Origin of the sequence: Arthrobacter sp. EM1, from assembly GCF_029964055.1 — a bacterium.
In the GTDB taxonomy this organism is placed as follows: Bacteria; Actinomycetota; Actinomycetes; order Actinomycetales; family Micrococcaceae; genus Arthrobacter.
Genome location: NZ_CP124836.1, coordinates 3,223,163 through 3,237,056, shown reverse-complemented (window position 1 = coordinate 3,237,056; position 13,894 = coordinate 3,223,163). Strand labels below are relative to the sequence as shown.

Annotated in this window: 12 protein-coding genes; 8 read left to right on the top strand and 4 right to left on the bottom strand. The window is 66.3% G+C overall.

Annotation, left to right across the window (positions count from 1 at the left end; genetic code table 11):
• Nucleotides 1–9: 9 nt before the first annotated feature.
• Nucleotides 10–723 carry a GntR family transcriptional regulator gene (locus QI450_RS14995; protein WP_226775257.1) on the bottom strand — a complete coding sequence of 238 codons (714 nt, stop codon included), beginning with the start codon at nucleotides 721–723 and terminating at the stop codon, nucleotides 10–12.
• A complete protein-coding gene (locus QI450_RS14990) occupies nucleotides 716–2,191 on the bottom strand; it encodes a fumarylacetoacetate hydrolase family protein (RefSeq protein WP_226775258.1) in 1,476 nt (491 codons plus the stop codon). Before QI450_RS14990 ends, QI450_RS14995 begins: the two co-directional genes overlap by 8 nt.
• A 220-nt stretch (nucleotides 2,192–2,411) precedes the next feature.
• On the opposite strand from QI450_RS14990, the gene QI450_RS14985 reads away from it, so the two are divergent.
• Both QI450_RS14985 and QI450_RS14980 read left to right on the top strand, forming a co-directional pair.
• Entirely contained in the window at nucleotides 2,412–4,334 is a 1,923-nt protein-coding gene (locus QI450_RS14985) for an FAD-binding monooxygenase (protein ID WP_226775259.1), read from the top strand.
• A gap of 33 nt (nucleotides 4,335–4,367) precedes the next feature.
• On the top strand, nucleotides 4,368–5,975 hold the full coding sequence (locus QI450_RS14980) for a PucR family transcriptional regulator ligand-binding domain-containing protein (RefSeq protein ID WP_226775260.1): 1,608 nt from the start codon (nucleotides 4,368–4,370) through the stop codon (nucleotides 5,973–5,975).
• Between the two features lie 99 nt (nucleotides 5,976–6,074).
• Here QI450_RS14980 and QI450_RS14975 read toward each other — a convergent pair whose 3' ends face one another.
• Both QI450_RS14975 and QI450_RS14970 read right to left on the bottom strand, forming a co-directional pair.
• The gene (locus QI450_RS14975; RefSeq protein WP_226775261.1) at nucleotides 6,075–7,262 is read right to left on the bottom strand and encodes an acyl-CoA dehydrogenase family protein; all 1,188 of its coding nucleotides are present in this window, start codon (nucleotides 7,260–7,262) and stop codon (nucleotides 6,075–6,077) included.
• Between the two features lie 135 nt (nucleotides 7,263–7,397).
• Nucleotides 7,398–8,306 (bottom strand): LysR substrate-binding domain-containing protein, encoded by a 909-nt coding sequence (locus tag QI450_RS14970; protein WP_226775262.1) that lies wholly within the window; start codon nucleotides 8,304–8,306, stop codon nucleotides 7,398–7,400.
• A 173-nt stretch (nucleotides 8,307–8,479) separates the two neighbouring features.
• Here QI450_RS14970 and QI450_RS14965 point away from each other — a divergent pair, with 173 nt between their 5' ends.
• The 6 genes from QI450_RS14965 to QI450_RS14940 all read left to right on the top strand — a co-directional run bounded on the left by QI450_RS14965 (nucleotide 8,480) and on the right by QI450_RS14940 (nucleotide 13,865).
• Nucleotides 8,480–9,730 (top strand): CoA transferase, encoded by a 1,251-nt coding sequence (locus tag QI450_RS14965; RefSeq protein ID WP_226775263.1) that lies wholly within the window; start codon nucleotides 8,480–8,482, stop codon nucleotides 9,728–9,730.
• On the top strand, nucleotides 9,723–10,187 hold the full coding sequence (locus QI450_RS14960; RefSeq protein WP_226775264.1) for a thioesterase family protein: 465 nt from the start codon (nucleotides 9,723–9,725) through the stop codon (nucleotides 10,185–10,187). The genes QI450_RS14965 and QI450_RS14960 overlap by 8 nt, the downstream gene beginning before the upstream one ends.
• Nucleotides 10,184–11,380 carry an acyl-CoA dehydrogenase family protein gene (locus QI450_RS14955; protein WP_226775265.1) on the top strand — a complete coding sequence of 399 codons (1,197 nt, stop codon included), beginning with the start codon at nucleotides 10,184–10,186 and terminating at the stop codon, nucleotides 11,378–11,380. Before QI450_RS14960 ends, QI450_RS14955 begins: the two co-directional genes overlap by 4 nt.
• Nucleotides 11,381–11,442: 62 nt before the next feature.
• Nucleotides 11,443–12,219, top strand: coding sequence for a 3-oxoacyl-ACP reductase FabG (gene fabG, locus QI450_RS14950; protein ID WP_226775266.1), 777 nt, complete (start codon nucleotides 11,443–11,445; stop codon nucleotides 12,217–12,219).
• Nucleotides 12,219–13,412: an acetyl-CoA C-acyltransferase gene (locus QI450_RS14945; protein WP_226775267.1), complete on the top strand. Its 1,194-nt coding sequence runs from the start codon at nucleotides 12,219–12,221 to the stop codon at nucleotides 13,410–13,412. The genes fabG and QI450_RS14945 overlap by 1 nt, the downstream gene beginning before the upstream one ends.
• Nucleotides 13,413–13,865: a MaoC family dehydratase gene (locus QI450_RS14940; protein ID WP_226775268.1), complete on the top strand. Its 453-nt coding sequence runs from the start codon at nucleotides 13,413–13,415 to the stop codon at nucleotides 13,863–13,865.
• Nucleotides 13,866–13,894 lie beyond the last annotated feature (29 nt).

Below are 13,894 nucleotides of genomic sequence, written 5' to 3'. Positions count from 1 at the left end.
GTTGTTTTCCTAACTGCTAAGGGGGGTCTGGTCGGCAGGTGCTGCTGCCTGGGCGAGGTACGCGTCAAGGGTGGCGCTGCGGTGGCTGCGGGCCGCCTTTTCAATGGCGTCGGCGCCGGCCCGCGTCTCGATCAGCCGCAGCAGGGCCTCATGTTCGGCCACGGATTCGCGGGCTCGGCCGGGGACAAAACGGAACGTGGAGGACCGCAGCGAGGCCAGCCGGTTCCAGCCGCGGTGGACGAGGTCCAGGATGTGCGGGTTGGGGCAGTGCTCGAACAGGACGCTGTGGAAGTCCTGGTTAAGCCGGGTAAAGCGGTCGGGATCGAAGTGTTCCAGGCAGTCCCGCATTTCCGCATTGACCGCCCGTGCCCTGGCAATGTCCGCCTCCCCGATCAGCGGAGCTGACAGGGCTGTGGCGGCCCCCTCGACGATGCTCAGGGTCTGCATGGTGTAGAGGTATTCGGTGGGGTCGATGCCGGAAACGGTGGCCCCGACGTTCCGCTCGAACGTCACCAGCCCTTCAGCTTCGAGCCGGCGGATAGCCTCGCGGACCGGGACCACACTGACGCCGAGATGCTCGGCGATCTTGGCCAGCACCAGGCGGTAGCCGGGGGAGTACGTACCGTCCACGATCCGGGCCTTCACCACTGCGTACGCCATTTCTGACTTGCTGGCCGCGTTCCCTGTTCCGGCTGCATTTCCGGCGGTGGCAGTCTCAGTCACGGGCTTTGCCTGCTTCCCATTCTTCGTAGCGGGCCCGCCAGGCGGCGTTGAGCGGGTAAAGCCCGTCCACGCTGTGGCCTTGCTGAACCGTCTCGAAAATGAAGACTTCCTCGCGTTCTTGTGCAATGGAATCGTCTGCGAGTTCCGCCGCGAGGGCCGGCGGGATAACCAGGATGCCGTCCGCATCGGCGACGATGATGTCGCCGGGCTGGACGGTGGTGCCGCCGCAGGCGACGGTGACGTCAGTATCCCAGGGAATGTGGCGCCGTCCCAGCACTGCCGGATGCGGGTTGGCGTAGTAGGTGGGCATCTCCATCGCGGCGACGGCGGCGAAGTCCCGCACGCCGCCGTCGGTGATGATTGCTGCGGCGCCTCGGACCTGGGCGCGCAGGGCCAGGATATCGCCGATGGTTCCGGTGCCCTTTTCGCCGCGGGCTTCCATCACCAGGATTTCGCCCGGGTTCACCGAATCGATGGCGCGCTTCTGCGCGTTGAAGCCGCCACCGTGGGTCTTGAAAAGATCTTCGCGGTTCGGCACAAACCGCAGAGTCCGGGCCAGGCCCACGATCCGCTGGTCCGGGCGGGTGGCCTGCAGGCCGTCGATGCTGACGTTATTCAAGCCCCGTTTGCGCAGCTGGGAGGACAGGGTAGCGGTACTCACGCTCGCCAGCTTTGCCTTCAGCTCCGGCGTTAACGCCGGTTCCGGCGCCGTCCCGCCGACGTCGGGCAGCCCGGCGGCGGCGCGGGACCCGTAGGCCTCCTCGCGCTGGAGATCGTCAGTCTTCGGTTGCGCGCCGAAGTCCGCGAACGGCGTCAGGCCGTCCACGACAGTGGTCACGAGCCGGCCGGTGGTCAGTTCGCCGGCGCTGACTTCCACTTCGACGACGTCGCCGGGCTTGGCAACGGAGGCGCCGGCGGGAGTGCCGGTCAGGATGATGTCGCCCGTTTCGAGCGTGAGCAGCTGGGACAGATCCGCGACCAGCTGGGCGAACGGGAACAGCAGGTCCCCGGTGGTGTCGTCCTGGACCAGCTGGCCGTTGTGCCAGGTGCGGATCCGCAGGCCGGCCGGGTCCACGGCGTCCGCGGCGAGCAGTCCGGGCCCGACGGGGGTGAAGCCGTCGCCGCCCTTGGACCGGAGGTTGGAGCCCTTGTCGGCGTAGCGGAGGTCATAGACGCCGAGGTCATTGCTGGCCGTGACCCGCTCGACGTGGCTCCAGGCGTCCTCGATGCCCACCCGGCGGGCGGGCTTGCCGATAATCAGCGCAATCTCGCCCTCGTAGCCGAGGAGTTCGCACCCGGCCGGACGCTCCACCGTTGAACCGCTGAGGGCCAGGGAGGACGATGGCTTCAGGAAGTAGGACGGCTGCTCGGGGGTGCGGCCGCGCTGGGCTGCCCGGCTGGGGTAGTTAATATGCACCGCGATGACTTTGCGGGCCGCGGCCAGGGTGTGGTCGGTGACCTGTTCCAAAAGTAGCTCCTCATCGAGTACGAAATCGTATACGATAAGAATGCCCCGCAGCGGACACGTCGTCAACCCCTGCGTCCGGATCTTTTTGGGCACTTGTAACCTGCGTCATAGGTGCCGTAGAGTGAGGAACCAGTGTTCGAGTTCTATTATCGAACAGTCTGTTCTATTATCGAACGCCGTCTCGGCGAGAGTCCGCCACACAACGAAGTGAGGAAAGCCCGTGCAGTTCCACCACCACGGTTACGTATCCGGTGACCCGCGAGTCCAGCCGGCCGCCGGCGTCGGGATCGAACGCCCCGCCGAGCTTCCCGAGCACGTCGACGTCCTCATCGTCGGAACGGGGCCCGCCGGGATGCTCGCGGCAGCCCAGCTCTCCCAGTTCCCGGCAGTGACCACAAGGATCGTGGAGCGCCGCGGTGGCAGGCTCGCCATCGGCCAGGCTGACGGTATCCAGGCCCGGAGCGTAGAGACCTTCCAGGCCTTTGGTTTCGCCGAACGGATCATCGCCGAGGCCTACCGCATTACCGAGATGGCGTTCTGGAAGCCGGACCCGAAGGATTCGTCCCGCATCGTCCGGGCGGCCCGTGCCGCCGACGATCCTGCCGGCATCAGCGAGTTCCCGCACCTGATCGTCAACCAGGCCCGGGTGCTGGACTACTTCGCCGAGTTTATGGCCAATGCGCCCACCCGCATGGCCCCCGATTTTGGCCTGGAATTCCAGGGCCTTGAGGTCGCCGGCGACGGCGAATACCCCGTCAGTGTGACGCTGCTCCATACTGATGGTCCCGACGCAGGCACCGAGCGGATTGTCCGTGCCAAGTACGTTGTGGGGGCGGATGGGGCCCGGAGCAAAGTCCGCGACTCGATCGGCTGCACGCTCGCCGGCGACAAAGCCAATCACGCGTGGGGGGTTATGGACGTTGTTGCCGGCACGGACTTCCCCGACATCCGGACCAAGTGCGCCATCCAGTCCGGTACGGGTGGCAGCATCCTGCTCATCCCGCGCGAGGGCGGCCACCTGTTCCGAATGTACGTCGACCTCGGCGAGGTAGACCCGGCTGACAACGGCGCCGTGCGCAACACCACCATCGAGCAGATCATCGCCAAGGCCGGCGCAATCCTCCACCCCTACGTTCTCGACGTGCGCAATGTCGCCTGGCACAGCGTGTACGAGGTGGGCCACCGCCTTACCGACCGGTTCGACGACGTCCTTCCGGCGGAGCTCGGCATCCGCGCGCCGCGCGTGTTCATCACCGGCGATGCCTGCCACACACACAGTGCCAAGGCCGGCCAGGGTATGAACGTCTCCATGCAGGACGGCTTTAACATCGGCTGGAAACTCGGTCACGTACTTGACGGCCGCAGCCCAGAGAGCCTGCTCTCCACCTACTCGGCCGAACGGCAGGTTGTTGCGAAGAACCTCATCGACTTCGACAAGTTGTGGTCGTCCCTGATGGCGAAGAAGCCCGAAGAGTTCGAGAACCCCTCCGAGCTCGAGGACTTCTACGTGCGCACGGCAGAGTTTCCTGCGGGCTTTATGACCGAGTACTCGCCTTCGATGATCGTCGGCGAAGCGACCCACCAGGGCCTGGCTACCGGATTTCCTGTCGGCAAGCGCTTCAAATCCGCGCCGGTGGAGCGCGTCTGCGACACAAACCCGCTTCAGCTCGGCCACCAGGCCGCGGCGGATGGCCGGTGGCGTATCTACGTCTTCGCGGATCAGGCTGCGGCCGGCGCTCCGTCGCCCACGACGGAGCTGGCCGCCTGGTTGGCCAACGCGCCGGAATCGCCGCTGGCAGCTACCCCGGACGGAGCGGACGCCGACGCCTGGTTCGACGTGAAAGTGATCTACCAGCAGGACCACACGGGTGTGGACATCACGGCTGTTCCGGCGGTGTTTACCCCGGAAGTCGGCCCGTTCCGGCTCACCTATCTGGAGAAGGTTTACGGCACCGACCCGACGGCGGACATCTTCGAACTGCGCGGCCTGGACCGCGGCGGCGTCATTGTGATCGTCCGCCCTGACCAGTACGTGGCCAACGTCCTGCCGCTGACGGCAACGGCGGAGCTCGGCGCCTTCTTCGCGCCCCTCGTGCCGGTCCGGCTGACTGGGCAGGCCTCAGGTAGCGCCCTAACACCCTGATCGAAAGAACCGCCCAATAGTTACACTGTGTAGATGCGCTTGACCGTTGACCACATCCTTTCCCTTCCTGCTGTCAGGAAAGGGGATCCCGAGATCCTCACCGGGGCCAGCAAGCTTGGGACTCCGGTGCGGTGGATCCATGTGGCCGAGCTCCGGAACCTCACGGGATTTCTTGAAGGCGGGGAGCTGGTGCTCACCACGGGCCTGGCCTTTGAAGATTCCAGCAGCGCCGCCACCCGGTATTTGGCCGAACTGGCGTCCCTGGGCGCCGCAGGAGTGATCGTGGAAATCCTCGATGACAGGGCTGAAGCGTCACGGGCGCTGCGCGAGGCGGCAGCTTCTGCTCGAATTCCGGTGATCCTGGTGCGCAAGCCGGTGCGTTTTGTGGAAATCACGGAAAACGTGCACAAGATAATCCTCGCCGGGCAGCTGGAGCGGGTTGAGAAGGCAAGGCATGTTCATGAGGTGTTTACGCTGCTCAGCCTGGAGAGTGCCGGCGCGGACGAGATCGTCGCCCGTGCGGCGCAGCTGATCGGTGCGCCGGTTGTTCTCGAGAATATTTCGCACTTGGTCCTCGCCTTCGACGGTGCCGGCGTTCCGGCCGGAAAGCTGCTCAACGACTGGGAGAACCGCTCCCGCGTTGTCCATCTCAACGAGGCCACCACACGCACCGGTGAGGAAAACTGGCTGCAGACGCCCGTCGGCCTTCGCTCACAGCGCTGGGGCAGGCTGGTGGTGCCGGTGACGCTGGACAATGACACGGACGCGTCGATGGTGCTTGAACGGGCAGGCCAGGCGCTTTCCATCAATCGATTCGCCGAACGGGATCAGCGCGAACTCGGATACCAGGCACGCGCGGGTTTGATGCACGAGCTCCGCCAACCGCGCTCCCTCAGCGAAGCCGAGGCCCAGGCGCGGGCAGGTGCGCTGGGGCTCCGGAGCTATCAGATGTACGTGCCCGTGGTCTTTCGGCTGGACCCGCGGGGCGGCGAGGGCCCCCTGGCCCTCCAGCGAAGGGAGCGGGCGCTGTTGGAATCGGTGAACCGCTCGCTTCAATCGCTGAAGTACTCTGCCCTGGCTGCAAGTTTGCAGACCGGCACGGTGGCCCTGTTGCTTGGCCTGCCGCCGAAACAGGCTGAGGAGGGGGCCGTCACGAGAATCTGCGCCGAGCTTCGCCGCCTGGCAGCAGACAGCGCCGAAGACCTGCAGTGGGCTGCCGGCATTGGACATCCGCAGGGTTCCCTCCTGCTGGCCGCCGCCGGACTTGATGAGGCGAATCACGTAGCCGAAGCGGCCAGCACGCTGCAAAAACGAGGCAAGCCGTTTTATCGCGCTGCCGACATCCGGCTGCGGGGGCTGCTGGCTCTCCTGCGCAGTGATCCGCGGGTCCAGACGTTCGTGGAAGGCGAATTGGCGGGAATTCTGGGCGGAAACGAGTCCGAGGAACTGCTGCTGCTTGAAAAATACCTGGAAGCTCAGGGGAATAAGGCCGAACTGGCCCGCACCAGCTTCCTGAGCCGGCCAACACTGTATTCGCGGTTGGCGCGCCTGGAACGAAAGCTTGGCCTCGAACTGGATGAGCCGGAATCCCGGACCTCCCTGCACGTGGCATTGATGCTGTACCGGTTGAAGGATCTCTAACACCAAGGGCGGCCCCGGCCGGGTTGGCCAACTCCGGGCCGGTGCGGCTTGCCATCCGGGACTAATGCCCGCCCGCTGAAGCGGCTGCGGAAGGCGCCTTCAGCCTTGGCGGAAGGCGGAGATGCCCGTGATGCGCTGGCCCAGGATGAGGGTGTGGACCTCGTCGGTGCCCTCATAGGTGCGCACGGATTCGAGGTTGTTGGCATGTCGGAGCGGAGAATAGTCCAGCGTGATGCCGTTCCCGCCCAGGATGGTGCGCGCTTCCCGGCAGATGGCGATGGCCTCACGGACGTTATTCAGCTTTCCCACCGAAATCTGCACCGGCTCCAGCGTCCCGGCGTCTTTCAGTCGTCCGGTATGCAGGGCCAGGAGCGTCCCTTTCTGGATTTCCAGCAGCATATTAACGAGCTTTTCCTGGGTCAGCTGGTAGCCGGCGAGGGGCTTGCCAAACTGCAGTCGCTCCTGCGCGTATGCGAGGGCGGATTCGTAGGAGTCCCGGGCCGCGCCCATGGCACCCCAGATAATGCCGTAGCGGGCTTCGTTGAGGCAGGAGAACGGGCCGCTGAGCCCGCGGGCGCCGGGGAGGAGCGCCGCGGCCGGCAGCCGGACGTCGGCCAGGCTGATGTCGCATTGGATTGATGCCCGCATGGACAGCTTGGATCCGATGGGCGTCGCGGTGAAGCCGGGTGTATCCGTGGGCACGATGAATCCGCGGATTCCCTCGCGGGTGTTGGCCCAGATGACCGCGATCTGGGCCACTGAGGCAAGCCCGATCCAGCGTTTTGCGCCATTGATGACCCAGCCGCCGTTGCCGTCGGACTCCGCGAAAGTCGCCATGCTGGACGGATCGGAGCCGGCGGTTGGCTCGGTCAGCCCGAAGCAGCCGATCGTCCTGCCTTGGGCCATGGCCGGCAGATACTCGTTTTTCTGCTCCTCGGACCCCCACTTATGGATGGCACTCATGGCCAGCGAGCCTTGGACGCTGACGAAGGTCCGGAGCCCGGAATCCCCGGCCTCCAGTTCCATGGCCGCCAGGCCGTATTCGACGGCGCTGCGGCCGGGGCAGCCATAGCCCTTTAGGTGCATCCCGAGGACGCCCAGCTTCCCGAGTTCGGGGACCAGCTCCAAGGGGAAGTGGGCGTCCTCGTACCAGCTGGCAATGTAGGGCCGGAGGCGTTTGTTCACGAAGTCGCGGACAGTGCCTCGCAACTGCAGCTCATCCGCGCTCAGGAGGCTGTCCAGGTTGAGCACATCGTCGAGGGCCAGGGCGGGTGCGGTTACGGTCACGGTTTGTTCTCCTGGCGTCGGATGCGGCTAGTTAACGGCGGGTCTACTTCAGGCCCGTCGAGCTCCGACCACTGTGACAGCTGGATTGCTGAAGATCCAATACCAAATCCTGCGGCCGCTGATGTCCTGGGCGTATCAATGAGCGCCTGCGTCCGGCGACGGCAAGACTTCTTCCGAGAGCCGAAGGACCTCCCGCAGTGCCGGGCTGGTGTTGTCATTCCGCCAGACCAGCCGCAACTGGATGTTCTCGGCCGGGCCGTCCAGCGGCAGAAAGATAACCCCGGGGTGGTTGAAGTTCTCCGGTACCGAAGACACCGTCAGGGCGACGCCGATTTCCGCGGCGACGAGCGCCATAAGCGTCTGGGAGTCCGGGGCCACCTGGACGATCTCCGCGGCGTAGCCGGCGTCGCCGGACAGCCTGCGGAGGTGGTCATGGAGGATCGATCCCGGGTGCTCGGGCAGGGTGACGAAGGGCTGATCCGCGAGGTCGGCCATGTTCAGCGAATCGCGGCCGCTGAGGGGATGGGCTTCGTACAAGGCCACCACAAGCCGCTCGTTGGCCACGATCCGCGAGTCCAGGAGCGCCGGGATGAAGTTCCAGCGGCCCAGGCCCACCTCCATGGCACCGCTCAGGACCTTGTCCATCGCCGGCAGGGCGAAGTTGGAGCTGGACAGTTCAAAATCAATTCCCGGATGCGCCTCCCGGACGCGCTTGGCGAGCTTGCCCACCATCACGTGGGAGGAAACGCCGGCAAACGCGACCCGCACGCGACCGGTTTCGCCGCGGCCTGCCGAGGCGACCGCGAGGCTTGAGCGACGGCAGGCCGCCAGGATGTCCCGGGCCGGCGCCAGCAGTGCCTCGCCCTCCGGCGTTAGCTGGACCGTCCGGGTACTCCGGACAAAGAGCGGTGCCTTGAGTTCGTGTTCCAACCGTTGAATGGACCGGCTCAGCGGCGGTTGAGCCATGTGGAGCCGGAGCGCGGCCCTGCCGAAGTGCAATTCTTCGGCCACGGCCAGGAAGGCCCGGATCTGTTGTATTTCCACGCCAGGTCAGCTTCCGCTCAGGTAAACGTCATTGTTCATATGCCCAAGATACCCAACACAACGAAATAGGCATTGATGGCGGTGGGGTATCAATCCAGCACCAAATGCGTATTGGACGCGGATCAATCCGCTTGCGAGGGTAGGTGATGCAGACCACATACCGGAGGTACAGAATGACACAACCGAGCAGTAAACCGGCGGCCGGCGGGCGCAACCGCCCCGCCGCAGGCGGAGCCGGGCCCGGCGTTGACGTCCTGGGCCGGGAAGGCACCGGGCCCCTGGCCGGCGTCGTCATTGCGGATTTCAGCCGGGTGCTGGCTGGTCCGTACGCCACCATGCTGCTGGCCGATATGGGCGCCACAGTCATCAAGGTCGAGGGCCCCGACGGCGACGACACCCGCACCTACATGCCCCCGGTCCGCGACGGCGAGGCCACATTCTTCCTGGCCGTGAACCGCAACAAGCACTCCATTGCCCTGGACCTGAAGGACCCGGAGGACCTGGACGTGGCGCGCTCGCTGATCCGCTCCGCAGACGTTATGATCGAAAATTTCAAGCCCGGCAACATGGCGCGGCTGGGTCTGGACTATGCCGCCGCCGCGGAGCTGAAGCCGGACATCATCTACGCCTCCATCACCGGGTTCGGCACCGGGGCAGGCGCGCACATCCCGGGCTATGACCTGCTTGTGCAGGCCGCCTCGGGAATGATGAGCCTGACCGGTGACCAGGACACGCAGCCGTACCGGGCCGGCATCGCCCTCTTTGACGTTATTACCGGCCTGCACGCGGCCATCGGCATCCTCGGGGCCATGCACCACAAGGACCAGACCGGCGAAGGCCAGTTGGTGGAGCTGAACCTCCTGACCTCCGCACTGTCCGGCATGGTGAACCAGTCCGCGGCCTACGTGACCGGCGGTGTGGTGCCGGCCCGGATGGGCAACGAGCACCCCAGTATGTATCCGTACGCACCGATGCAGACCGGCGACGGCATGATCATCATCGCCACGGGCAATGATGCCCAGTTCGTCCGGCTCTGCGGGGCGCTGGCGATCCCCGAAGTCGGCCGGCACCCGAAGTTCGCCAAGACCCGGGAACGCAATGCGCACCGGGACGAGCTGCGCGACATCCTCCACGCCCGGCTGGCCACCCAGTCCGCCGCGCAGTGGTTTTCTGAGCTCTCCGCGGCGGGGCTGCCGTGCGCGCCGATCCAGGATGTCCGCGGCGGGGTTGATTTCGCCGAGCAGCTCGGGCTGCAGCCGGTAGTGCTGGCCGGCAGCGGGGCGCGGCAGATTCCCACAGTGCGGCATCCCGTCGAGTACTCCCGCACCCCGGTGGACTACTCACTCGCTCCGCCGGAGCTCAACGAAAGCTCCGAGCTGGTCCGGAACTGGCTGCTGCACCAGAAAACGCTGGCCCATGCCTGAGGCATACCGGACCCGGATCTCCCCGCGGTGGTCGGACCAGGACCTAAACGGCCACGTCAACCACGCCGCAGTCGTGACACTCCTGGAGGAGTCGAGACTCAAATGGCGGGCCACGATGCAGGGAGTCCACTCAACCGACGTGGCCCCCACCGTAGTGGCAGCCCTCGAACTGAGCTACCGGCGTCCGATCCACTACGGCGAAGACCTCGACGTTGAACTCGCGGTCAGCAGAATCGGCACCAGCTCCGTCGGCCTCGAATTCACCGGCACCCAAAACGGCGCTGTAGCCGTCGAGGGCCGGACAGTGCTTGTTTCAGTCTGGCCCGAAACCGGCAAGTCGCGGCCCCTGGCGGAACGCGAACGGCACTGGCTCGCCCAGTTCCGGCCCACACCGGCAAACACGGAACCCCGTGAACCGCAGATTCCCGATCACCCACCCCTGGAGCTGACCCAATGACACCGGAACCGGCCGCACAAGGCACCGACTTCTACCTGCTGGATGATTTCCTCACCGCCGAGGACCGCGCCCTTCGGCTGAAGGTCCGCAGCTTCGTCGACAAGGACCTGCTGCCAGTTATAAACGGCTACTGGGAGCGCGCCGAGTTCCCGTTCGAGCTGATCCCGAAACTCGCCGCCCTCGGCATCGTAGGAACCACCATCACCGGATTCGGCTGCCCCGGGCTGAGCCGGCTCGCCGCCGGAATCGTCGCGGCGGAAGTCTCCCGCGGCGACGGCTCCGTCAATACGTTCCTGGGTGTCCAGTCCGGCCTGGCCATGGGCACCATCAACATGCTCGGCAGCGCGGAACAAAAGCAGCGCTGGCTCCCCGCGATGGCCACCCTGGACAAAATCGGTGCCTTCGCCCTGACCGAACCGGACCATGGGTCCGATTCGGTGGCCCTGGAGACCAGCGCTCGGCGGGAGGGCGACAACTACATCATCAACGGCCGCAAGCGGTGGATCGGCAACGCCAGTATGGCCGACGTCGTAATTATCTTCGCCCGCGACGACGAGGACGCCAAGGTCAAGGCCTTTGTGATGGAGCGCAACGACGACGGCAGCTACCCGGACGGCTATCACACCGAGGTCATCACCGGAAAGATCGGCAAAAGGGCGATCCTCCAGCCGGACATCACCCTCGAAGGACTCAGGGTACCGGCGGACAATAGGCTCACCGGCTGCCACTCCTTCAAGGACGTCACCCGCGTTCTGACGTCCACCCGCAGCGGAGCCTCGTGGGAGTCCCTCGGCCACGCAATGGCGGCCTACGAGATCGCGGTGGACTACGCGAAGACCCGGCACCAGTTCGGTAAACCGATCGGCAGCTTCCAGCTGGTGCAGAACAAACTCGCCAACATGCTCGCCGAACTGACGGCCATGCAGTTGATCTGCTTCCGGCTTGCCGTCCTGGCCGAGGACGGACGCATGACCGGGCCCATGGCGTCGCTGGCCAAGATGCACACGGCGCAGAAGGCGCGCTGGATCTGTTCCGAAGCCCGGGACATGCTCGGCGGCAACGGTGTGCTGCTGGAGAACCATGTCGCCCGGCATATGACCGACATGGAGGTCGTCTCCACCTACGAAGGCACCGATTCCATCCAGTCCCTGCTCGTTGGCCGGGAGATTACCGGTTTCTCCGCCTTCAGCTAGTCCCCGGCCAGGCAATCGCCACCCGGGCATCAGCCACATTCCACGCAAGCGAAGGAAACACCATGACTAATTTCACCAACCGAGTGGCCGTCGTCACTGGCGGCGCCCAGGGGATCGGCGCCGCCACGGCGCTGAAGCTGGCCGCGGGGGGCGGCACCGTCGTCGTCCTGGACCTCAATGAGGAAGGCGCCAAAGCCACCGCTCAGGCGATCACTGTCGACCCGCAGGTGCTCGCGGCAGGCGGCCGCGCCATCGCCGCCGCCTGCGACGTCACCGACGAAGCCACCGTGGACCGGGTCTTTGCGGAGATCCATCGGGAGTTCGGCCGCCTCGACATCCTGGTCAACAACGCCGGTATCACCCGCGACAACCTGTTCTTCAAAATGGACCGGCCGGATTGGGACTCGGTCCTGGCCACCAACCTCACCAGTGCCTATCTGTGCTCCCGTGCGGCCCAGCGGTACATGGTCCCTGCGAAGTACGGGAAAATCGTCTCGCTGAGCAGCCGGAGCGCGCTGGGCAACCGCGGCCAGGCCAACTACGCCGCCGCGAAAGCCGGCATTCAGGGCCTGACGGCGACGCTCGCCATCGAACTCGGCCCATTCAACGTCACGGTCAACGCCGTGGCCCCCGGCTACATCGCCACCTCGATGACCGCGGCCACCGCCGAGCGCGTCGGCAGCAGCCCGGCCGAACACCAGGAGGCGGTGGCGGCCCGCACGCCGCTGGGCCGGGTGGGCCAGCCCGAGGAAGTGGCAGCCGTCGTTGCCTTCTTCGCCAGCGACGATTCCTCTTACGTCTCCGGCCAGACGCTCTACATCAACGGCGGGGCCCGCTGATGCCCGAGGCATTCCTGGTCGGCGGCGTCCGCACGCCGGTGGGCCGCCACGGCGGCGCACTCGCGACGGTCCGGCCCGATGACCTGGCCGCGCTCGTGCTGCAGGCCGTCGTGGCTCGCGCCGGCGTCGACCCGGCCAGCATCGACGAGGTCATCCTGGGCTGCGCCAACCAGGCGGGGGAGGACAACCGGAACGTCGCCCGGATGGCAGTGCTGCTGGCCGGCTTGCCCGAGGCCGTCCCCGCTGTAACGGTCAACCGGCTGTGCGCCTCCGGCCTGACCGCCGTCAGCATGGCGGCGCAGGCGGTCCGCAACGGCGACGCCGAGCTGGTGGTGGCCGGCGGCGTCGAGTCCATGACCCGGGCACCTTGGGTGCTGGCCAAGCCGGAGAAACCCTACGCGAAACCTGGGGAGCTGGCGGACACTTCGATCGGTGCCCGGTTCGTCAACCCGCGGATGGAATCCAACGCCCGGTTCTCGATGCCCGAAACCGCCGAAGAAGTGGCCGGCCGAGAAGGGATCTCCCGCGCCGACGCGGACAGCTTCGCGCTGCGCTCGCACGAACTGGCGTTGGCGGCGATCGACGCCGGACGCTTCAGGGACGAAATCGTCCCCGTCCCGGTCACCGGCCGGCGCGGTGAAGTATCGCTTGTGGACACCGACGAAGGGCCGCGGCGCGGGTCCACCGCCGAGTCCCTGGCCGGGCTCCGGCCACTCGTCAAGCCCGGCGGAATCGTCACCGCGGGCAACTCCAGTTCCCTCAACGACGGCGCCTCCGCAGTGGTGGTCGCCAGCGGTGAGGCCGTGGCGCGCTATGGCCTGACGCCGCGGGCGCGCATCGTCACCAGCCAGGCCGCCGGCGTCGCCCCGGACGTGATGGGGATCGGCCCGGTCCCAGCGACCCGGAAGGCGCTGGCCAAGGCGGGCTGGAGCCTGGACGACGTCGGCGCCGTCGAGCTCAACGAGGCCTTCGCGGCGCAGTCGCTGGCCTGCATGCGGCTGCTCGGCATGGATGCCGGCACCGTCAACAACGACGGCGGCGCAATCGCCCTCGGGCATCCGCTGGGCTCCTCCGGATCAAGAATTGTCGTCACGCTGCTGGGCCGGATGGAACGCGAAAACGCCGGCCGCGGCCTGGCCACAATGTGCGTCGGGCTGGGCCAGGGCGTCGCCATGCTGCTGGAAAGGGTTTAGATGAGGCTGTTCGAGGACGCCGCCGAGCTGGCAAGCATGACTGGACAGGAAATCGGGGTGAGCGCCTGGCACACCCTGGAGCAGTCCCAGATCCAGGCATTTGCCGATGCGACCCTGGACCAGCAGTGGATCCACACCGATCCGGAGCGGGCCGCTGCCGGACCGTTCGGCGCCACGCTCGCCCACGGGTATCTCAGCCTCTCGATGCTGCCGTACCTTGCCGGTCAGGTCTACCGGGTCCAGGGCGCGGCGATGATCATCAACTACGGCCTGAACAAGGTCAGGTTCCCGGCGCCCGCCCTGGTGAACTCGCGAATCAGGGACCGGCTGACGCTGGCTTCGGTGACCAACACGGCCAACGGCCGGCAATTGCAGTTCCGGCACCTGATCGAGCTGGAAGGTTCCGAAAAGCCTGCCTGCATCGCGGAAACCGTGTCCCTGCTCCGGAGCTGACCGGTCTCCGGCACCACCCTGCACCACCA

Bases quoted from the DNA above. Each gene is read 5' to 3' on its own strand.
- fabG (WP_226775266.1), top strand. From the start codon at position 11,443: ATGACTAATTTCACCAACCGAGTGGCCGTCGTCACTGGCGGCGCCCAG.
- QI450_RS14965 (WP_226775263.1), top strand. From the start codon at position 8,480: ATGACACAACCGAGCAGTAAACCGGCGGCCGGCGGGCGCAACCGCCCC.
- QI450_RS14940 (WP_226775268.1), top strand. From the start codon at position 13,413: ATGAGGCTGTTCGAGGACGCCGCCGAGCTGGCAAGCATGACTGGACAG.
- QI450_RS14980 (WP_226775260.1), top strand. From the start codon at position 4,368: ATGCGCTTGACCGTTGACCACATCCTTTCCCTTCCTGCTGTCAGGAAA.
- QI450_RS14960 (WP_226775264.1), top strand. From the start codon at position 9,723: ATGCCTGAGGCATACCGGACCCGGATCTCCCCGCGGTGGTCGGACCAG.
- QI450_RS14945 (WP_226775267.1), top strand. From the start codon at position 12,219: ATGCCCGAGGCATTCCTGGTCGGCGGCGTCCGCACGCCGGTGGGCCGC.
- QI450_RS14955 (WP_226775265.1), top strand. From the start codon at position 10,184: ATGACACCGGAACCGGCCGCACAAGGCACCGACTTCTACCTGCTGGAT.